Raw genomic sequence first — 20,644 nt, 5'->3', positions numbered from 1 at the left:
ATGGCGCATCAGATGCTTGGTTACAAAGCGGAAGAAGCTGGTACTCGGGTGCATCTGGCCAACACGCGCCAACTCAAGCCATCGCAACGCTGCGCGAAGTGCTGGGCGATTGTGCCCAAGAAGCTGAACCAGCGGGTGCATGTGTGTCCATGCGGGCACACGGCCCCACGCGATCAAAATAGTGCGTTGGTGGTACTCATCGACGCGCACACGCCTGGGACGGGCGTGGCGGCGAGACAGAAGCCTCTGCAAGCGAATGCGCGCAAGCCTAAATCAACGACCCGCGAAACCCCAGCTACAAGCCAACGGCTTTAGCTGTGGGAGAGTTCATTACAGACCAAGATCAAAACTGACATGTTATCGGGTCACAACAACGGCCCATTGTAAGTCGCCAATTTTTTATTAATAATCGTGATGTACCAACGTTGCCGCGCGCACGCGGCGCCCTTGCAGTCAGGACCGGTCAGCCCATCATCCGGTCAACGCTATGGCGTGGGTACTTCTCTCAGTTCCACTTGCCTGTCTGTAATCTAACACCTTATCTGCAGGCGTTTCTTCGACGCTGATGGTCTGGTGTGATCTCACCCACTCGTTCTGACGTGTCATCATTTTTTTGGTGATGCCGACGCACGACTTTGTTTTGCTCACCCAATGGAGACAACCCTCCCTACGCTGGAGAAAGTTATTCACAAAAAAACCACCCCCTTTCGGGGGAGGTAGGCTTTTTCACTAACACACCGGAAGAGGAATCATCATGGTTGACAGCATTGTCCCTAAATGTGCAATAAGTTCTATCAACATAACGTTTGAAGTGGGGGATATCCGGCATCCGCACACAGCATATTTTCATGTCTGTGTGGCGTTTGCGGAGTGTTGCGGTATCGATAAGGATCCTATTGCCCTTATCGACTTTCCCCACTTTGTCGACCAAAGCGGTAAGCCAGGCGATCTCCTGCCAAACTGGGAAGATCAGCTAGCGATGGAAGTCACCGAACAAATCTATAATACTGTGCAAGGTTTTTCACTGGAGGACCTTGAGGATATGGTGTGTGCTGTCTCTACATGGGACGGCGAAGACAAAGCAAGCGCGGACGCACTGAAGTTTGCGCAAACATATGTAGTGTTTACGCATGATGACTATGGTTTCGATATTCGCACGCTTGCGCTTTACCCCAACGCAAAAGTTCAGTACCGATACCACTGGGATAGCCCTGATCAATGGAGTGATACAACACTATTGACGAAAGACATTGACTGGGGAAATAAGGCTATTGAATCTGTTCGATCTTGGCTGCAGAGCCAAGGAAAATGAAGTTTCCAGCAAAATATCTCTCAAGAAAAAAGCCCACCTTCCTTCGGGGATCTGGGCTTTTTTCTTTGCGTGGGCTCGTTTAACTATCAACTACCGCTTGGCTCTTAATTCAACCGTCACATCATCAAGTTCATTGAGCGATGTGATGGGATTTACCATTTTCTCCTGTAGCGAAGCCATCTCAATATCAGGGTATTTTTCCTTGAAATCCACCCTATATTTGGTAATAATTTTATACAGCTTAATCGAATGTCACATCCTCGTGACGCCCTTGTTCCGCTAGCCACCCAGTGGCGCCCTTGCAGTCAGGACCGGTCAGCCCATCATCCGGTCAACGCTCAAAGCGCGGGTACTTCTCTCTGTTACGCACTAATCCTTTTACCTTTGTGTTTAAGGATCATTTCTGATTACCCCTTATTACCCTCAGTTCCAACTTTCAATGAAAGGAGCCCAGCAATGGCTTTCATACAAATTTTCGACGGCTTTCGCTTTGTCGATGGTGAACGTTCCCCGAAATGGGAAGGTGAAGCACAAACCATTGCCGCTGCAATGGAGATTGCTGACCTTAAACACCAATACATCTGGTTTGATCAAATAACACAAGCAGTCAAACTAGCTGACGAACACGACTTGAATGTTCAGATCGTCATTTGTTTTTCATACGAAGAGGACTCGAAGCAAGGCCTGGATTCCGCTTCAGACGTCCAGGTATTAACCAGCATCAACCTACACAAGGTCTATGGTGACAATATTTTTGGCCGCATGAACGAGGACGGCAATGTTTTGGTACTCCACGTTGAAGATGGATTACCAGTGACCCAAATGGACTGCAATCTGTATTCCGTTGGATCCGATGGAAGTAAATGCGTGAGGTACGAACATCCAGAAGGCATTGTCTTGACACTGGATGACGCCAGATCAATTGGACTCCCTATAGAGGATATTAACCTCCCCTGAAATCTGAAATTCCACATCACCAAAAGGTAGTAATGCCAATGACTAATGACTTTGACGCTGCCATCCGTTTACTGGAGAAGTTTGTTTACTCCAGAGAAGACAACCATGAATTTCTCAATATAAAGGAATTAAATAGCTTCAAATGGTCAAATGACAAACCGGGAAGTCAGGACTGTGAAGTAGACTTCAAAGAAGTGTTAACCGGAGTCGATGAAGTACTCGGTCTTGTTTTGACTGATGAATTAAATAGATCTGACAGTCATAGGTTGGATCCTGAAAAGGAAACATTAGCTGAACAGGAACGCTTCTTTGACGACCCAGGCTTTAGGTCAATGGTTGTCATTTTAGGAGCCATGTATTTGCTTCGATTCGATACGATTGAAGCAAAAGGGGTTCCGCGCTGGTTCCCTGTGTAATAACTGAAAGGGGAGGCTCCCACTTCCCCCAATATTTTTTTTGGACTTTCCCATTATTCAACAACATCATTTTGGAGGAAATTGTGAGTCTACACACCATTGCATACCATGACGTTTTATTGGCATGTGTTAAAGACGGAGACGACCTGGAAGCCGCTCTACTCAAGCTTGAGACAAATGCCCACATTAAAATAGATAGAAGTGAAATGACAGTCCACAGGGGTCTTTTATTAGTTGACGCCATTGAGGACTCAGATGAAGTTGTATGGCAAGGATCCAAACTTGGTTTTCTGACGGATGAGCATGGCAGACAATATGAATTTGCTGTCCGCAGGCCGTAATCCAATCAACGAATATGCCACCCGATTAGGGTGGCATATTCTATGTTATTTTCAGCAAACCATTATCTGAAAACCATCCGTTTTAATCAGATAACCATCTCGGCAACACGTTTTATATGACGTCCTTGCAGTTACAGGACCGATCAGACACGTGTATTGCATCTCATCCACTATTCGCACCCCGTATTTTTCTTCTGGGCGTTCGGCCGAACATCCGCTGAGATTCCGCCTGCCAGGTTTTGGCCTATCAATTCCGACATAACTTTGGAGGTAATAATCATGAACTATCATCAAAAACGTGAGGTGATCATTCAAGCGACAGCCTTGAACATCCCAATGACGTTTCATGCTCTTTATCATCCTGGAGAGACCGATGACGACTATGCCATCGAGCCGGGCTGGCAAATATGGGCCGAAGATCTGGATGACTTGTTGAAGGCGGCTAAATTGAGTCCGTTGGACTTGGACTTATTGGGGCTTGTCGGAAATCGGAATCCCGAATGGTTCAATCGAATCTTTGATGAGGAATGGTCCAGCGAGGATGATAGTGACATCCATAAGGTTTTCATGGCATGTGCCGGGCTATACCAAGACAGCTCTCTAAAGATCGTTAACTACCACAAAGTCGGGGCGCCTGGATTTTACCATTTGCCAGAATTTGGATGGGTACGCCTCAATTCAGTGAGGCAACACCTCGACAAGTTGCACCTTTCGTATCATACCTGCACAACGGCTTCTTTTTCTTACCACGGCCGGGAACGGGAAGGACGCATACTGCAATCCGGAGGCTTTGATTGGACGCTTGACAAAGATGGTTGCGTGGCACTTGAGTCTGACAATCTTTCGAAGTTCTTACAGGTTATCGGATGTTTCAAGTGGATTCGACCAGAAGATCGGTCCATCGCATCGGACCTTTACCGATCTCTAAACGACACAAGGTCGCCAGCCATTTGCATCACAAGTCACATCTAGATATCCTCTTCCCGTCAAACAAAAAGCCCACCTCCCCGAAGGGAGTGGGCTTTTTTCTTTGCTTGTCATGGCTTTAAGCCAGCGGCTGTGTCACCTCGCCTGCCATAAAAGCCATCCAGTGGCAGGCTTGTGCCTGACGGGCAAAGCGAGCATGTGTCTCGCCCTCAACCAGGATGACATACGGATACGGGTGGTTTGAATCCGTCGTCAGATTCATGTCTGGCAAATGGAAGTACTCATGGCGATATAGATCTTCACCATCCGACAGTCGCTGGATCCGGATCAGGCAAGCATCCAGAATGGCGTGTCCGCCAGCATCCGATTCATCGCCAATCAACAGCGGCACCTTCAAGGTGCCACACGACCGACCAATCCGGCCGATGACATCAAACTCGTCCAACCAGGAAAGTCCGCTATCTGTGTCACCCAGAAAGAGTCGAACTCGCTCACCGGACTTGCGAAGCTGTTCCAGTATCTTGCGCACTGCTGTCGGGGTCTTTGGATCAAACCAGGTACCAAGATCAACACCTGCCGCAAGTCGAATCAGGCTTTGATGCTTATCCAGTACGCTGAGTTGACCAAATTCTCCAAGGTCTGGCAGCAGGTCTTCACGTTGCAGGCGTTGAGCGAGTGCGGTGGTTTCGCTGAATGCTGGTGCAAAGCCCCAGCAGCTATACCCTTCAACATGCTGATAAACATACAATTGCTGCTCGTTATTAATGGTGGCATTCATTCCGATCTCCTGTTTTCTGGTTGAAGGAGATCCGCCCAGAGGGACAAATCTCCCTCCGTGGGTCACTATTGCTTGAAGCAGTCTTTGGTAATCTACTGAAGCAGGTCTGCCAGCTCGATTCGTTTTCCGGCCATGTAATCAATCCAGAGTTGGCATCGTTGGCGAGAATCGCACCAGGCCCGAATTCGGTTATCGATTTGCACCTGAAAGCTGTGTTTTGGGTAAGTTGGCGGCACGATCTTTATCGGTGGGACATGGAAATGTTCATGACCATAAAGATCCCTCCCATCAGACAGCCGCTGAACTCTGACAATATTTGCTGTGGTCAGAACATCGGGATAGCCCAATGCGGAAACCTGCACCAGGCGCCTGCCCGGAAAGTGCCAGCCTGCATGCAGATCATGTCCCGAGCACCAACTACGACCACTACCTGGATCGCCCAAAAACAGCCGTACCGGCTCGTTTGTGCGATGCAAGCCAATGAGCACGGCCAATAATGGACGCGGTGTCAAAGGATCTACCCTCAGGTGTAACTGCAGGTCGGGATTGACCACCATACTGTGTTCCTGCCAGCACAACCGGGTACTGTGCCAATTCAGCTCACGCTGACTAGCAAAACACTGCGAAATCAAAGAGTAGTGGAGGACTTTGCAGATCAAGGTCCTATATGGTGTGAAGAAGTACTGGTAATGATGGGTGTGCATTCTATGCTCCGGATCTGAGACGCGGAGCCCCCTGACGGGGGAACCGCCAGGGTTGTGAAAGATGTGGTTTGAATCAAGGTATTGATGGGGCTGCCACAGCACTCAGGCACTGCTGGCAAATCACTTCGAAGCCTGCTTCGCCAAGCAAAGGCTCAATCCAGTGCTTCGCAATATCCAGCCCATATTGGCACTGAAGTCGATCGCAGGTCACCTCATCCGGCCCCACAAAATAAGGATTCAAAGCATCCTCTGGATCACCAGTGTCGTAGTCTCTTAGCTGGATCACGCCAACATAACCTAACTGCCCCAACTCATCTGCCAGATTGTCGACCTTGTCATAGTCCATACAGCGAATTTGCAGTGGCAGATCGAAAGTGATGGAATCGGAATAGTCCAACCAGGACGCTTTGCAGGCCTGCTCAAGCGTGTAGCCATACCCGGCCAGAAACGCCCGCAGAATTGGTTTTGCGTCTACTACCGCAAGGCCCGGTGCAAGGTTCAGGACTCCAAACAACAAACCATCATGTGCGCTCATTTTTGACTCCTTGTTTAGCTAGGCGGAGTCCCCCGACAGGGAAACCCCGCCAGGGTGTGAAAAAAATTTACTTAACGATTAGCCCCGCAACGTGTTCAGACACGAAAAGGGATGGTGTCCCTGCTCAGCCAGCTTCCTTCTGTCACGACACTGCCTGGCCTCAGCCCCCCGTTCATGTTTCTCGTCAAGCGCTTCCTGTCGCTTGGACTCATCAGACCAGGGCTTGCCTCGTCGCCAACGACCGCATCTCCTGTGCAGCAAATGCTATATGTCGAGTCCCCGTTAAACTCCGCATGCGGATGTAGATCTGTTGCCATGGAACGCCTCCTGTTTGAAGGGAGCGTCCCATTGGGGTCGCCCCCATTGGGTTAAAAAGTACTTCTTTCGATGTCAGCGGATACCGAAATATCGGCGGTGCTGGCGGGCAGCCAGAACCAACTTGGCGATGCCACCAAAATGCATCACCGCTTCGGAGCCTACCGCCGACAATCCATCTTGGCGGTAGCCCTGAATCGCCGAAACAGCCTCGGTCTGGGTCAATATCGCCGTCACCCGAAGCAAGGTGATCAGGCGGGGAAAGCGTTGTCGAATCTCGTCCTGAGTCAGGGCGGCCAATGGTTTCATGTCCCTCTCCAGTTGTGTGTGGGCACCCTCATCGGGTGCCCGGTGGGTAAAAAAGTCAGACTCTGCGGTCAAGCAAACGCCCTCAAACCGCCAGCGCCTCGATCAGGTCATCGTCGGTCATGCCCTCGGCCAACTGTCTGCTTCGAGGTTCGTGTTGCTCCCCCAGCAGTTGCTTGGCTAAGGCCACTTCGACCGACTCGTCGTCCTGATTCAGCACGTCCAACCCCGATTCCGGCATATCGCCCGATGTGGATTGCGCGACCAGAATCTTCCTTGCCATCAGCTGCAGACAAACCGTTTGCGCCGTCTGGGCATAGCCTAGAAAGACGGTCCGGCAGGCCTGTCGCTGACCAATCCGCCAGGCCCGTTTGGCCGCCTGCATCAGGGTGTAGATCGAATAACCGGACTGCATGAACACAATCGTCGGAAAGTCCAGCAGGTCCAGCCCGGTTTTGACCAGCTCCGGGTTGGTGATCATGACGTCAATGCCTCGCTCCACCTGCTCCAATACCCAGTCTTCCCGTTTGTCCGGTCCGACCGAGGATCGCAGCACCCCCACCTTGAACCCCTCCCGCTCCAGCAAATGCTTGAGACGGGCGGTGGTATCGCGGGTGGCGGTGTAGATGGTGTAGGCAAGCACCTTGCGGCCCAGTTGCTTCTCGGCTTTGCACAGATTGATCAACGCCTGCTCTTTAGGTAAGGGCGTCACGTCATCGACCAGGGCAGGCACTTCCGCCAAGATCTGTCTTGTCTGGGGATGCCGCACCACTTCCGGCCGGAAACAGCAATCCGGCCAGGCCAGCAAGGTGTTGAGCACCACGCCGAGCAGCGTCTTGTCACGAGCGGCCAAGGCCTTTTTGAGAATGCGCGTCAAGCCGACCGACAGTTGCTGATAAGCGGCGGACTGATCTGCCGACAAGCGGATCTGTTGGAACTGCTCGTCATACGGTGGCAGCACATTGCCATCGATGTCCTGCAGCTTGAGAAAGGCGGTGATCGGCACCACGAAACGCATGATGCCCAGCGGCCCAAATCCCGGCGCCTTGCTGGTGTGATGGCTGACCTTGTCCCCCTTAGCCGTTTTATGTGACCCACCATCGGTGCTCTTGTAAACATCCTTGAGCACACCATGCTCGCGCAGGAAACTGAGACAAGCCGGTCCAAGGGAACGCCTGGCGTTGTAGCAATAACCATCAGCCATCATCAACTGCGGCTGCAGGCGATGCAGCAAATAGTCGGGTAAAGAGATGGCATTGCTGCAATCCCCTCCCCTAAGATCCGTACGTGAGAGTTTCCCCTCATACGGCTCAAGCCTTTCAAAGCCCGCTTTCGCGAACCGGCTTCACCACCTTGAGGCCATTGACGTGAATCTGGTTATGACAGTTCGGATGCACCATGATCAGGTTGGAGTTGATGTCCGGCCCGCCGTCTATCCGCCTGACCAGGTGATGGACATGCCATCCGCTGGTTTCGGTGAGGGGTTGACTGCAAACCGGGCACCTACCGCCCTGTTCCATCCAAAGCCGTATGAGCTTCTTCCGCCCGTGCAGCGAGTCCTTTAACTTGAAGCCGAGTCTCTGCTCAAAGTAGGTTTCCCACTGCGGATCGAACGGATTGGCATCAGCCTTGATCTTGCGGTGCCGACGAATCTTCGTATCGCAAATGTCCCGAAGTGCGACCAACTTTGGTTTCCCATTGCTGAGCCATTCCCCTGTGTCTATTGCGAATACCCAGGCGCGGAAGCCGTCGGTCTGGAAATACTTCTTCCGTACCCACTGCGCTCCCTTGTTTGGGTGGCGTCGTCTTGCCCACTGCCACAAACATCGCCAAATCTCCATTCTGACGCGCTCGAAAGTACGGCGTGCTACGACGTGCCGATGGTAGTTCGCCCACCCCCTAAGCATCGGGTTGAGCGCCTTAATCAGCTTGTCTTGGCGAAGTGCCTTATTGCTCTTTACGAATTCCCGGACTTTCCCAAGGAACGCCGAAACGTTTTTCTTGGAGGGCTTGATGAGAAGCTTGCCCTCGTACTTGCGTACGTTCATACCGAGAAAATCAAACCCATCGTCGATGTGCGTAATCTTGGTCTTCTCCGGCGAGAGCATGAGCCCCCGTGCTGCCAGGAATTCTTCGACCATTGGACGAACCTCGTTCTCCAGCACTGCTTTCGTTGCGCCGGTGATGATGAAGTCGTCTGCATACCGAACAATATTGACCTTCTGCTTGTTCCAGTTCTTCTTCACATAGCGCCGAAGAAGCATCGGTTCAAGACCATCCAGAGTCAGATTTGCCAAAGTAGGCGAGATGATGCCACCTTGCGGCGTTCCCGCTTCCGTTGGATAAAGAGCATTACTTTCAAGATATCCCGCTTTCAACCATTTTCTGAGTACGACTGAATCTGTTGAAACAGACTCAACCAGCCAGTCATGATTGATGTTGTCGAAGCAGCCTTTGATGTCTGCCTCAAAGATCCACTTGGCGCGATCTTTCTTTGCCAGCAAAGCAAAGCATTGTTCGATTGCGTCTGCGGTGGAACGACTAGGGCGAAACCCATAAGAGTTCAGATCCCCCGTCGTTTCCGCAACAGGTTCGAGCGCAAGCAAGTACAGCGCCTGCATTGCCCGATCCTTCATCGTTGGAATCCCGAGTGGCCGCAATTTGCCATTCGATTTCGGAATATAGATCCGCTTCAGCGGCAAAGGCCTGTAACCCCGCCGTGTCAGCAACTGGATTGCTTGAGATTTGGCCTCCGGAGTCGACCATGTAACGCCATCAACGCCCGGAGTTCTTTTACCTTGGTTCTCGGTGACTCGTCTAACGGCAAGAGCTTTGCCGCTGAACGAGTGGGTCAAAATCCACTGCAAGGCTTTCACCCTGCCGTGTTTCCCTTCCCGTGTCGCCTTTACGATACGCGCTTGGAGCCTTCGCACTTCCCGGTGACACGCAGCCCAGTCGATGCTGTGCCATGTGACCGATTCATGTGAGGGCGCACCCGCGCTGTGGTTCTGCGTAGTCATCTGCAATTCCCTCTTAAAAGGTTGATCAAACTATCTCGTAAAGAAAGACCGCGTGGAAGTCTGCCCGCTTTCGCGTAGGATGATGTCGCCTTGCGGCTCAACCCCTATCCACCCCATTACAGGGCGGCATTCGCTTTTTCCACATTCCTCTACCCGCACCGCTCACAGCATTCCTTGCGGTTCGCCTGCCCCGAGAGGCAGCGATACGGGCTTACCGTGTTTCACTTGATTCACAAGGTCGGGTTAGGTTGTGCCCTTTCACCGGTAGCTTTGAGTGTCCGTGCATCCCCACTATTCAAAAGGATGGCCAGCTACGATCCCATTTTGGGTAAGAGCCTGTCAGCGTCTTTGGCTCCTTCAGACGTCACGGTGTTTATCAGCACTTCACATACGTTAACCATACCAACCAGCCTAGCGACCCATCCGCATTGACGCTCGCAGATGCAGTTTTGGCTTCACAGCTTCAACTTGGCTTGCGCCGATCTACATTGTCTCGGTGGCTTCACACACAGTCGTTACCAACCATGCATGCACCGATAGGCTACTGATGACGGAACATCAGGCTTCCTGCCGCCAGAGCGGTGAAGCAATGAATCAAGCGACTTCACGTCGCACGAAGAGGTCGTCCGCGTAGCCGCCCATTAAAGTACCGGTCAGTAGCAAGGTCTTGCGACACTTGCGCGCCAGAACTGCCATGGCCTGCCCTTGGGCACTATCGACGTTCTTATATTCATGTGCCTCATCGGCAATCAGCAGGCTGAAGAAGCCCTGGGGAAGCTGCCGTTTCACGAATTCCGAAGCTTGATAGCCCCCCTGTCCAAACGACACCTCGGTATTGGCCAAGGCCCGCTCCAGCCGTTTGGCCTGACTGTCACTGAATACGAACTCTCCATCCGCCCCCATCAGATTGACGAAGTCGTAGAGGTTGTCTTCCAGGATGTCGGCCAGCGCTTCTGCCCCCATGACCTCAAGCAAACGGTCAGCGGTCTTGTCACCAATGGTGGGCAACTGCAGCAAGGACTTGCGGACCATTTGACCGAGTCCCTCGGCCGCATTCTGCGGCCGAAACAGCGTCCAGAGTGGTTGCTGGCAGCGCTTGCAGGACGATCGTTTATCCGCCAGCTCACCCGATGCATACAGGGCCGGCAGGGGAAATCCCTCTGCCGTTGCCACCACCTCGCCACAGTGAGGACAGGCTGCCACGCGCAGGCTGCTACCTTTGCCCTCGTCAAGCCGATGCAGCTGCCGGATGGCAAACGCTGGCTTCCAATGGAAGCCCATTCGCATCCGCACCCGGCCTAGCACAAAGAACTCCGGCACGTCGGGCTTATCACGCATGGCCCGCAACTGCAGCAACTTGCGCAGGGTGTCGGGACCATTGAGGATCCAGACGCGGGCGTTCGCTACGGTCGCTTTGATCTCGCGCCGCCACTTATAGACCAGATGGGGGGGAGCGATGATCAGGCAGCGCGACAGGCCTGCATGATGGAGCAGATAGGCCACCGCAATTCCCAGCAGGGTTTTGCCACAGCCCATTTCACCATTGATGATCCCGGCCGGCTGATTGGCATCCAGCAGCAATCGGCAGATGGCTTGCACCACATCACGCTGAGCCGGAAAAGGCTTGCGCAGCAACTGATCCATCAAGGCGTCCCGCCGTGGGTCTGCCTGGCCGTCATAGATGGGGGGATTTTGACAGCGAACGGCTTCCAGCAAGCCGCTGCCAAACTCTTGTACAAACGTGGACAAATCGATGGTTTGCATCCGTCTCTCCTTGGAATGGGCAGAGACGGCCCGCAGGGACTCGTCCCTGAAGGGTTGGTTTGAAATGAGGTTGGTTTGAAATGAGTTTTTGGTTAAAAGCGTGTTCGTTGATGCACGGCGACCCCACCGAAGTGGGGCACCCGTTTTAGCCATAAGCAGTGAACCCTTGATCACCGGGGCGTTTGAACAGACACCTGCCAGGTTCCGGCAAATGCACGTATACCTCTGCATTGATCCATTCAATACCTTCCTTCTCGGTCTCGGCATGGGCAAGCCCGGTTGCAACACGCAACCAGTCATTGCTCTTTACACCACGTTGAATATGGATCTCGACTTTGTTCATGCTTAAGCTCCTTGGATATAAAAAGGACAAATGAGTGAATTAGTATTCTGAGGGCAACAGGATCGTGGTGACGCTGCGATCCCACTCCGTGATGATCCAGATCGTGGTCTCACCATCCACCGCCGTAGGCAATGGATAGACTGACATCAGCCGGCCCTCGTCCCCCGGCGTCAATGCCGCAAGATTCAGGGCGGCATCGCTTTTCGGTACCGAACCCCAATCACCACGGGCGTGGCGACGGATACAGTCGGCCAACCAGTGCATCTTGATCGCGCCGCATTGCAAGGCCTCGTCAACGCCACAGGTCATTACCTGCCGCCCCAGGTCGAAGCGAATCGGTGCAACTGCCACCGGATTGACGCCCACCTGCCTGGCAATGATCGGCCGCCCCTCATCTGGTACCGGTAATTGCCCGGACTGGATCAGTTGGCTAATCAGCGCTGGAAAGCCATCCGGCAAACGGATCTGCACCGCCTGCATCCTGCCCAGTGGCGGATACGAACTGCGTTCCGGATCGATGATCAATGTCGAATGCAGCAAGGCCCAGAGTGGGTCCTGCCAGTCATCCAACAGCGGCACGGCTGACAGATGTTTGATCAACTGCCAACAGGCCTCGATCGGCACCCCGTCCAGCTCTGACTCATACAGCAGCCAGGCCTTGCCATTGGCACGATCCGGGGTCTTGATCCGGGGATCGAAGATCCAGCAGTGCACGAGATTGCCGAACAGATTGTGCGGCAGACGGCCGGTGACTTTTTCCAGTCGGTCTGGCTGGGACAAGGACACGGGCTGTGGCGCCTCCCCCTCCCGCACCAGCGTCAGCGTTTCCAACCCGCCCTGCGATATCGGCAGGGTGAGCTGGGCAAACAGCTGGGTGATCGAGGTATCCCGTCCGAACAGCGATAGCCACAGCAAGTGGCCACCGCCATCACGGATGCAGGCATCCACGAATAGGTCAGCCGTTTCTTGAACACGATACAGCGTTGGCATAGCAGGCCTCCATACAAGGGGCCCGCCCAACGGGACAGGCCCGTCAGGGTGAATAAAAGGGAAAATCAGGAGATCTCAATCTGCTCGCCAAAACTGGGTCCTGGCGTCAGATCGAAACCCCGTATGCAGGGTACGAATCGATCTGTGAGGGTTTTCACCTCGGTAACAATCCCCTTATCGTCTTCAGTACGTTCAACGTGGGTATGTTTGACCTTGAGGGTATCGCCCTTGATCAACCAACGACGTCCATCCTGACTACGCACGATGCCGTTGATCTGTCCGGCCGCCAGCGCCAAAGCCAGGTGCCAGGGTCGTAAGTCGCGCAGCGGGGCGCGGGGTGGCAACACCTTATTGCCCAAGTGGACCTGCCACTGTGGCCAAAGCGTTGACTTGTGCAGCCGTTGCACCTCGGCTGCCAGCTGTTCCGGCTCCAGCCGGATCGCCTTCAAAGCCTGCTGAGTCGCTGCCAACGTTACCGTTTCAGGGATCCGGTACGGTTCGCCATCACAGGCCTCCGGCAACTCGTCCGTCCGCTCGCCGCGACCGAACGCTTCCAGTATGGCCAACGTGGCGGCAGTGACCCGATCACCCTTGCGTTTTCGCGCAAAGATAACCACCTGCTTGAACCGTTGTTCCGGCGCCCGGAAGCAACGCAGCTGATCAAAATGCCGTGCCAGCAACGACGCCATCTCATCCTCCAGCAGTACATAGTGCGGGACGATCAAGACCAGGACGCCACCAACCGGCAACATACCCAGACAACGACGTAGAAACAGGGTCTCCAGCCGAACGGCCTTGGCCTCATCCCCTGTTTGCGCCTTGTCTGACACAGCTTGACCGTAAGGCGGGTTGAGGAATAGCAGGCCAATGCTGCGCGGTGCCACCACCGTGTCGTGGATGTCGGCATGCACCACCTGCCCCAGCAACTGCTTGGCATGCCAGGCCCGCTCCCGGTCAAACTCGATACCGAGTGATTCGACTTCAGTTCCCGACTCGCGCAACGCATGCTGGACCTCTGCCAATGCAGTACCTTCCCCACAGCAGGGATCCAGCACTCGGCAGCGCTGACCGCCTTCCAGCCAAGGCAGGATACGGCCCAGCGTCACCTCATCAGTCGGAAAATAGCCATTGCGAATAAAGTTTTGTGCAAGGCGGGGGAACATCAGTGCCATAGCGGCCTCCAGAAAAACGGGGCCCCATAGGCAGCCCCGATGGGTGGTCATAAAATCCGCTGCAACGCGGTAGACATCAGTCCACCGGCTCCCAGCACTGTTTGAGCATCACAAATCGATACGCGAGTGCATCCAAACGAACTTTCTGCTGTCGCAGAATCGCCCGATCAACGGTGGTGTCCAGCTTGAACGACTGCCGAGCCAGAATCAGGTCGAACAAGTCATCGCCAAACAAGGCACGATCCTGTGCCGCCATGTCATCAGCCTGTTGATCAGGAGATCCGGGCAAGGCAGGTTCAGGTTCCGGCTGTGGGAGTGGAGCCGTCATCACCGAGCCCGGTTGCTTGGGTTTGACCGGTGCGGCACGTCGAGGCGCTACTGGAGGCACAGACGAGGTGGGATTGACGGATTGCTCTTCGTCGAGTGGATCCGACTCCATCGGCGGTACCGCATCGTCGACTGTCGGCGATTCCAGGCTATCCAGAACAAAGCCAGCTAGATGGGCCCTGATTTCGGTGACTTGGTAGCCATTGCTGGCGGTGTAGGATGACAGTCCCAGCTGACGGATGGTGAATACCCCCGACACGGTTCCAGCCGGGTACTGCTCCAGCACGGCATCCTTGACCGAAAATTTACCGATGTCGGTCACCAGGGTGCCAACGGCGAATTCCCCATTGCGGCCGGGTATCCGCTTGATTGTGAGTTTTCCGGGAATTTGGATCATGAGGGCTCCTGTTGGGGACGGAGCCAGCCCAGACAGGTTGGCCCGTCTGGGGGTGGTTTGAATCTTTGGATTTCAGTGATCAGCTAAAAAACGTCAGGGCCTTGACACAGCGGGTGCGGGGCAGATTCCGCTGCGTTATGCGCCTCGCTATAAACAGTGTTGGCCATGGTTACCGCCGTGCTGTCCGCACATAGCTTGGCTTCCATGTCTTGCATGGTGGCGACGTGCCGCCCGTTTTCGACGAATCTCCGTCAGTATTTAGCATCGGTCATGCCGTAAGCGGTGGCAAACGCCAAATCTCGTAATTGGCCCGCAGATTTGCTATCGACATGAAATGCTTGCTGCGTCGAGGGGTAATAGGCGATCTCGTCGCCTGGTTGAATGGCTTTGCCCGTCTCCGGACACACCGAGGCAAATTTGGCTTTCATGAAGCAAGGCGAGGCCTGCCGTTTGCGAAGGCGCATGTTTGACTCCGTCAAAGGTCTGAAAAATAAAAAAATAATCCCGAACGGAGCCCGAACGGGCTTTCCCGTTCGGGTCGTTATGTCGCCAAACTTAAACGGAAACTGGAGAACCAAGCAGTTGCTGAACAGCGTCCAGCAATTCCGATGCAGAGATCCTGCAATTGGCAAACTGGTCCACCTTCCCAGGACAAATTTCCCACTCGAGGCCCTGTTCGGCCATCAGCCGAATACCGTGCAAGGTCTTTCGGTCCAGCTTGATGATTTCATGCCCGGTTGGGCCGTTGATGATCCGCACTACCGCCTGCTCCCTGCCCGTATCCAACCTCAGCAGCAAACGCCGCTCCGGTTGAGGTAGCTCATGGACTTTCCCCCCAAACTTCCGGAGTTCTGTCCATTTCACACAAATTGTGACTGGATTAGCTGGATTTGAAATCGACATCTTCTACCTCTGCACTTATCAAGCTTCGATTCGAAGGGCATTCTGCAGTTTGTCGGTCTGGCCATTGATAGCAGTCCAACTTACGGATGCACTGATCCCAACCTGAAACAACCCGTCATTGGAACTCGAAGTAACATATCTACTTAAAGGCATGTCGTCTGGTAGGTCGGTAATAAATTTTCGCAACTCACCTACGTTGTTCAGCAGCTGGAACTCTCTGCTAGTTCCGCCATTTTCGGTTGCTACCTTTTGATTCATTTCTGACTCCTTTAGGTTTCGCTTCCTCGATGCCGCCGGGTCTTTCGACCCGGCACGGCGGTTTCAAAGAGTTGATGACACTGCAACTCCGGACGGGTTTGCAGCCTGTTGAATGACCTGCATGCCTTGCTGCAACTTGGCTATCAGTCGGGGAGAACAAGAGCCGACTAGAGCCCCATTCTCCGCAGTCCAGACCACCCACTGCCGGTCTGTGACCACTTCCTTGACCAACACCTGAGCTTCCCTAGTCAGGGCAAGATTGACCAACTCTCCATTGGCAATCACCTCAAATCGGCCATCAGATGCCCGTAAAAGCACCGGGATCGGCGCACCAGGTGCTGGAAGATCTTGCAAATCTGCCAACAATTCAGTACGAACCTTCTCCCGTACCTCAGCTGCTGACATGTCTCTCCCCAGCTGTAACCCAGAGGCAAGCCCGACTTCATGACCGGCCTCGTAGCCCTGCTGCGCACCCAAGGCATAGCCTTGCATTCTGGCCGAACTCAGAAATGCAGCTTGTTCCACCAAGTTGAGATAGCCGTATTTCTTCGCCAATGGGGCCAGCACCTTCAGCTCAAACTGCTTGCGCAGTCCGCTGTTTTTAAACAAGGCACCTACTCCACGCAACGTCGTTTGACTTGCTTGGACGCACCAGGCCGTAGTACGACCAAGGGCCTTACCGAGCTTGAAGAACCCCACATTACGTTCCAGCCGGGCCTTGGCTTTCAAATACAGCGGGAAATGGGTCTCCATCAGCTTTGGATGCCGTTCAAGCACATCAACGACAGCCTTGGCGGTGAATGGATTCCCAAGGTGATGAATCATGTCTTGCAACGATTGGCCAGAAGACGATGACTTGTTGAGAGAAATGGTTGATTTGTTAAGAGAGACGGTCATGATGAACTCCTTCATTTCAATGATGAAAAAAGGGAGTTCCGCCCGTACGGGAAGAAACTCCCGTATGGGCTTTTAAGATCGAATTAAGTAAGGTGTGTATTAAACAGATACTGCAGCAGGGCCAGTCCTATTGAAACTGACTCACAACCTGTTCCCAGGATTGCCACTCATGACTGAAAATAAGCACTGGATACCGATGTCGATACTCCTCAAGATTCGCAGCAGACCAAAGCGGTCTTGACGATTCTGGATTTACCTCGAAGGTTGCAACAAACAACCCATACGGTATGTCATTGCGTCCCAGTGACTTCAACCCTGGCGCAACACTCTGCACCAGCCATGATGAAATATGCAGATGCCTCGGATGTCCTTTCTGAATGAACTCCATGAATGCATCCTGCATGTTGTCACGAATCGCCGCCGTGACATCCAGAACCCCTGCCAACTCGTAACTCAGGGACTCGAGTGTCGGATGACCGACATGCTTGATGATAACGGTCATAACGACTTCTCCTTGTAAGTGCAGGCAAAAACCGCGTGAAAGAAAATACCTCAGCCAATTGGCCGCCCGTTGCAGAGGCTGACGAGCATTAGGACGTCCCAAAGGGACCATGGGCGCACGTAAAACTGCCGCGACGTGCCGCGCTTGATGCAAGCGTTGGCGAAAAACTCGCCTTACCTGAACGTGCTTTGCAACAACAAGCTCAGGTAAGACGCCCGGATCAACCGGCGTCTCGCGTTGTCTCGCAACGGCGCGGGCTTTTCAGGTAGCCGCAACCCAAAGTAGAGAAATTAGTCGGTCAAAATGGCCCCGGAGGCCTTGCCCCAGTCGGCTTCGAAAAACCGGCTCGGGCAAGGCCCCTAAGGGGCCTGTGTGGAATCAACGTGGCATGGTTGCTGCCAACGCAAGAGCTTGAGAGACGATGACAGCTAATGTCATCAATTTGAAATCGGTTACGACAGTGAACAGGGCGGCACGCATGGAAATCTCCTGGCGGGGCCGCCCCCAGGGGACGGGCCCCTGGGCAGTAAGTCAGAAATACGGTCTAACGATTGTTAATCATCAGGCCGCTGCGGGGAGATATTCCCCTTCATCATGCACATCTTGTTGCTCGGCATCCGGCGCCATCGACTCAGTCATTTCTGGTTGAGTCTCAGTAGTCCCACTTGCCGTATTGAGGATCTTTGCAAAATCCACACGCTCGCCGGCCACGCTGGCCATTGAGAGTTTGGTTAGTCCGCCATTGAGGAAGTGTATCGTTTCACCAGCCCGTACACCCTTTTTGATCTGAAAACTATCAATGAAAAAGTTCTCGGCTTTAAAACTGACAAATACCGATTGTTGATTCATGACCCCAGTCCTCAGGAAGTCGATATAAGGCTTTATCTCGGCAGGAACTGCCAACGAAAAGCGGGTTTGGGCCCACTTCATTTTTTGACCATCCAGCTCCGGTTCACCATGCATGGCATTGATGGTTGACACGGTACGATTGCCCAGATCACGGACATCATTGAGATACCCAGCGCCGCGTACAGCAATACCTCCGAGACGTGTGAGTACATCAAGCGCGTCACGCTTATTCGACAACTCAATCGGTGACAGCATTTTGATCAAACGTCCCTTGACCAAGGTCCGCTTTTCAACTTGCTTTGTCTCCGGATTGAGAAAGTCATACGGATCAATATACAGGTCGCTGATCAGTATCCGTGCAGCCACCTGCTTGCCAGACCCGACCTGATCGGTAATGGTCTGGATCTGTTTCAAGGCCTCAGGGCATAAGACTTTGAGGTCAAAGTAGGTATAAGCCACTTTGGCGGGATCTTGAGGATGAGGTCGTACTGCAAGAAAGCCCACATAGGTTGGCTTGCCTTTGCATGCCAATTGGCGTGGGCGCTGGAAAAAACCTGAGATTTCGGCGTGGAGATCGAAGTACCGAGTGTTGGTATTGGTAGTCATGGCGTAATCCTTTTCGATAAAAAAGAAGAGGACACGCCGCCCCAGTGGGGAGGAATATCCCCATAGGGTTGAGCAAAACAAAGTCGTGCGTCAGCATCATCAAAGAAACCGATGACCCATCAGAACGAGCGGGCGAGATCACACCAGACCGTCAGCGTCAAAGAAACGCCAGCAGATAAGGTGCCAGATGAAAAACTACAGACAGTCAAACTGAGAGAATACCCACGCTTTAAGCGTTGACCGGTTTCAGGGCTGACGGGTCATGACTGCAAGGGCGCCACAAAGTGGCTAGGTGGAACACAAGGGCGTCACGTGCGTGTGACAGACGTTTTGCACTGCCTATGTTAGACCATCTGTTGCGACTGTCAAGATGATTGAATCAGAAAATTTGACCTAGCCCGGACAGCGCGCCAGATGAGGGGATGATTTATTCTAAATAGTTATTCAAATAAAAATTCCAAATTCGGCCAGCCGCAACCGTCAAAACTTTCCGATTTTAAAAACGGCCCCGCCCTGCTATTGTTTCAGACAAGAAAGGGGGCCACAGCATCGGGAATATTATCTACGACTTACATTTTCGGAAAGGGTTTTATGAAGATCGTAATAAAGATAAAAAAATTCATTTTACTAATATTAATAATTGAAACGATTCGTTTTTTATATATAAATAATAATTTATAACACCAGCGAGGCCGCCACCAGGCGGCCTTTGCACATTACTATCCAGCCTTGGTCGAACACGATGGCGGCTCAGCCAGGCGAACAGATGGGTATAAATCCGCATCGCCAGGACCAACAATACAGGTACACTCGACTTGCTTTGAACCGTCATGATCCCAGGCCGTTACTTTGAGATTGCGTCCTTTGTTGATCAATTCCACTTTGGCAATTGCAGCACGCTGTGGATCAATCGGCAGCCTTTTTCCGGCTTTCAATTGCGCATGCACCTGACAAACATCCCGTGCGTTCGGATAATATCCCTTATCCATCCCGGCAAAGCTTATGCCCGAGACAAGAAAGGCCGAGATAGCCAGAGCATAAAGGCACTTCATGTTATTTCCTCCTCAGGGTTAGCATATTACGTACACGAAAGAAATTAAAACCACTCTTCATACATCTTCATGGGATGTGATCTCACATATGCCTTATTTATTCGTGTCATAAAGCTTGTTTTTGCCTGAAATTCTTCAAATTCCTTCCTTCCAAAGTTTTGGTTTTGCTCAATAAGTGTCAATAAAATGGATTCAAACAAAAAGCAGAAACGATCCTGCATGGAATGCCTATACGAAAACAAATGCTTCGCCTTTAAGGCTACCCTCAGCGCTTCACAATGCTCGTCATCTTTTCCCATCAAACACGATGAAAAGATAATGCTTTTATTCTCATTGCGCGGGCTCATCATATCGGCAATTGAATCTGAATCAACCTTATCGCCGTTCGTGAGAAAAAAGCCTTCTTCGTTGCCATGGCCGGAAAAGATAATAAACGACTCGTGAATCCCTCTCCCCAGAAAATGTGTTAAATCCACCAAGGAATGAATTCGCTCGTAACCGAACGACCAACCGGCAGCCTTACAAAAAACCTCCCAAAAGTCGGCCGAATTGCGAGTTGTAGTATCTCTGCGCCTTTTGGTATCTAGCACTGTGTCAAAAACTCGAACCCCGAAGTTCTGGCTTTTCTTTTTGCTCATTCTCTAGCCCTTTTCTGCAATCTCGATTGAACAGTTTTTGACGCCGCATTCCCCCTCTTAGCGCCTTAAGCCTGATCGCGCCGCGCGAAAGGCGCAAGAGGGGGTCAAGGTGTCGCCGCCGTCAGGTGGCTTGCTTTTGCTTCTTACGCGCATGTTCTTCAGTGCCTTGCCGCTCGACATAGGCTTTCACGGCTTCCAGCGTCGCACTGCCCACGGTGCTTACGAAATACGCTCGATGCCAGAACAAAGGCTTCCAATAAAACTGCTTGAGGTGTTCAGCAAAACGATTGCGGGCGCGGCGCGCACTGGCGGTCTTGAGATTGTTGATCAGGATG

General features: G+C 52.7%; 26 protein-coding genes. 6 read left to right on the top strand and 20 right to left on the bottom strand.

What is annotated here, in order from left to right; genetic code table 11:
• From PZA18_RS25495 to PZA18_RS22225, 6 genes are all read left to right on the top strand, one after another.
• Positions 1-315, top strand: a complete 315-nt coding sequence (locus PZA18_RS25495) for a zinc ribbon domain-containing protein (RefSeq protein WP_407951203.1) — start codon at positions 1-3, stop codon at positions 313-315.
• A 439-nt stretch (positions 316-754) separates the two neighbouring features.
• Positions 755-1,312, top strand: a complete 558-nt coding sequence (locus tag PZA18_RS22245) for a hypothetical protein (protein ID WP_284103094.1) — start codon at positions 755-757, stop codon at positions 1,310-1,312.
• A 456-nt stretch (positions 1,313-1,768) separates the two neighbouring features.
• A complete protein-coding gene (locus PZA18_RS22240) occupies positions 1,769-2,269 on the top strand; it encodes a hypothetical protein (RefSeq protein WP_284103093.1) in 501 nt (166 codons plus the stop codon).
• A gap of 38 nt (positions 2,270-2,307) precedes the next feature.
• Positions 2,308-2,685 (top strand): hypothetical protein, encoded by a 378-nt coding sequence (locus PZA18_RS22235; protein WP_284103092.1) that lies wholly within the window; start codon positions 2,308-2,310, stop codon positions 2,683-2,685.
• Between the two features lie 83 nt (positions 2,686-2,768).
• A complete protein-coding gene (locus tag PZA18_RS22230) occupies positions 2,769-3,026 on the top strand; it encodes a hypothetical protein (RefSeq protein ID WP_284103091.1) in 258 nt (85 codons plus the stop codon).
• Between the two features lie 279 nt (positions 3,027-3,305).
• Positions 3,306-3,998, top strand: a complete 693-nt coding sequence (locus tag PZA18_RS22225) for a hypothetical protein (RefSeq protein ID WP_284103090.1) — start codon at positions 3,306-3,308, stop codon at positions 3,996-3,998.
• Positions 3,999-4,071: 73 nt separating this feature from the next.
• Here PZA18_RS22225 and PZA18_RS22220 read toward each other — a convergent pair whose 3' ends face one another.
• The 20 genes from PZA18_RS22220 to PZA18_RS22125 all read right to left on the bottom strand — a co-directional run.
• Positions 4,072-4,731 (bottom strand): hypothetical protein, encoded by a 660-nt coding sequence (locus PZA18_RS22220; protein WP_284103089.1) that lies wholly within the window; start codon positions 4,729-4,731, stop codon positions 4,072-4,074.
• A gap of 92 nt (positions 4,732-4,823) precedes the next feature.
• Positions 4,824-5,288 carry a hypothetical protein gene (locus PZA18_RS22215; RefSeq protein ID WP_284103088.1) on the bottom strand — a complete coding sequence of 155 codons (465 nt, stop codon included), beginning with the start codon at positions 5,286-5,288 and terminating at the stop codon, positions 4,824-4,826.
• Positions 5,289-5,508: 220 nt separating this feature from the next.
• Positions 5,509-5,970: a hypothetical protein gene (locus tag PZA18_RS22210; RefSeq protein ID WP_284103087.1), complete on the bottom strand. Its 462-nt coding sequence runs from the start codon at positions 5,968-5,970 to the stop codon at positions 5,509-5,511.
• 390 nt (positions 5,971-6,360) lie between these two features.
• The gene (locus PZA18_RS22205) at positions 6,361-6,594 is read right to left on the bottom strand and encodes a hypothetical protein (protein WP_284103086.1); all 234 of its coding nucleotides are present in this window, start codon (positions 6,592-6,594) and stop codon (positions 6,361-6,363) included.
• Positions 6,595-6,676: 82 nt separating this feature from the next.
• Positions 6,677-7,798, bottom strand: coding sequence for a helicase-related protein (locus PZA18_RS22200; protein WP_456238580.1), 1,122 nt, complete (start codon positions 7,796-7,798; stop codon positions 6,677-6,679).
• A 112-nt stretch (positions 7,799-7,910) separates the two neighbouring features.
• On the bottom strand, positions 7,911-9,611 hold the full coding sequence (gene ltrA, locus PZA18_RS22195) for a group II intron reverse transcriptase/maturase (protein ID WP_284103085.1): 1,701 nt from the start codon (positions 9,609-9,611) through the stop codon (positions 7,911-7,913).
• A gap of 594 nt (positions 9,612-10,205) precedes the next feature.
• Entirely contained in the window at positions 10,206-11,375 is a 1,170-nt protein-coding gene (locus PZA18_RS22190; RefSeq protein ID WP_284103084.1) for an SNF2-related protein, read from the bottom strand.
• Between the two features lie 145 nt (positions 11,376-11,520).
• A complete protein-coding gene (locus PZA18_RS22185) occupies positions 11,521-11,718 on the bottom strand; it encodes a hypothetical protein (RefSeq protein ID WP_284103083.1) in 198 nt (65 codons plus the stop codon).
• A gap of 39 nt (positions 11,719-11,757) precedes the next feature.
• Positions 11,758-12,708 carry a hypothetical protein gene (locus tag PZA18_RS25770; RefSeq protein WP_308447447.1) on the bottom strand — a complete coding sequence of 317 codons (951 nt, stop codon included), beginning with the start codon at positions 12,706-12,708 and terminating at the stop codon, positions 11,758-11,760.
• Positions 12,709-12,773: 65 nt separating this feature from the next.
• Complete coding sequence (locus tag PZA18_RS22175) at positions 12,774-13,880, bottom strand: DUF6094 domain-containing protein (protein ID WP_284103082.1); 1,107 nt, start codon at positions 13,878-13,880, stop codon at positions 12,774-12,776.
• 76 nt (positions 13,881-13,956) lie between these two features.
• Positions 13,957-14,604 (bottom strand): DUF3275 family protein, encoded by a 648-nt coding sequence (locus PZA18_RS22170; protein ID WP_284103081.1) that lies wholly within the window; start codon positions 14,602-14,604, stop codon positions 13,957-13,959.
• A gap of 251 nt (positions 14,605-14,855) precedes the next feature.
• Positions 14,856-15,068, bottom strand: a complete 213-nt coding sequence (locus PZA18_RS22165; RefSeq protein ID WP_284103080.1) for a hypothetical protein — start codon at positions 15,066-15,068, stop codon at positions 14,856-14,858.
• Between the two features lie 91 nt (positions 15,069-15,159).
• Positions 15,160-15,507, bottom strand: coding sequence for a hypothetical protein (locus tag PZA18_RS22160; RefSeq protein WP_284103079.1), 348 nt, complete (start codon positions 15,505-15,507; stop codon positions 15,160-15,162).
• An 18-nt stretch (positions 15,508-15,525) separates the two neighbouring features.
• Complete coding sequence (locus PZA18_RS22155; RefSeq protein ID WP_284103078.1) at positions 15,526-15,765, bottom strand: hypothetical protein; 240 nt, start codon at positions 15,763-15,765, stop codon at positions 15,526-15,528.
• Between the two features lie 63 nt (positions 15,766-15,828).
• On the bottom strand, positions 15,829-16,662 hold the full coding sequence (locus tag PZA18_RS22150) for a FliH/SctL family protein (protein WP_284103077.1): 834 nt from the start codon (positions 16,660-16,662) through the stop codon (positions 15,829-15,831).
• A gap of 127 nt (positions 16,663-16,789) precedes the next feature.
• Complete coding sequence (locus PZA18_RS22145; protein WP_284103076.1) at positions 16,790-17,164, bottom strand: hypothetical protein; 375 nt, start codon at positions 17,162-17,164, stop codon at positions 16,790-16,792.
• A 561-nt stretch (positions 17,165-17,725) separates the two neighbouring features.
• The gene (locus tag PZA18_RS22140; RefSeq protein WP_284103075.1) at positions 17,726-18,619 is read right to left on the bottom strand and encodes a DUF3577 domain-containing protein; all 894 of its coding nucleotides are present in this window, start codon (positions 18,617-18,619) and stop codon (positions 17,726-17,728) included.
• A 719-nt stretch (positions 18,620-19,338) separates the two neighbouring features.
• Positions 19,339-19,671 (bottom strand): hypothetical protein, encoded by a 333-nt coding sequence (locus PZA18_RS22135; RefSeq protein WP_284103074.1) that lies wholly within the window; start codon positions 19,669-19,671, stop codon positions 19,339-19,341.
• 44 nt (positions 19,672-19,715) lie between these two features.
• Positions 19,716-20,309: a hypothetical protein gene (locus PZA18_RS22130; protein WP_284103073.1), complete on the bottom strand. Its 594-nt coding sequence runs from the start codon at positions 20,307-20,309 to the stop codon at positions 19,716-19,718.
• Positions 20,310-20,430: 121 nt separating this feature from the next.
• Positions 20,431-20,644, bottom strand: a 214-nt coding sequence (locus PZA18_RS22125) for a transposase (RefSeq protein WP_284103072.1), incomplete at its 5' end; no start/stop codon positions are given.

This window comes from Parachitinimonas caeni, assembly GCF_030129945.1.
Classification (GTDB): Bacteria; Pseudomonadota; Gammaproteobacteria; order Burkholderiales; family Chitinimonadaceae; genus Parachitinimonas; species Parachitinimonas caeni.
This window is presented reverse-complemented; position numbering and strand designations above follow the sequence as displayed.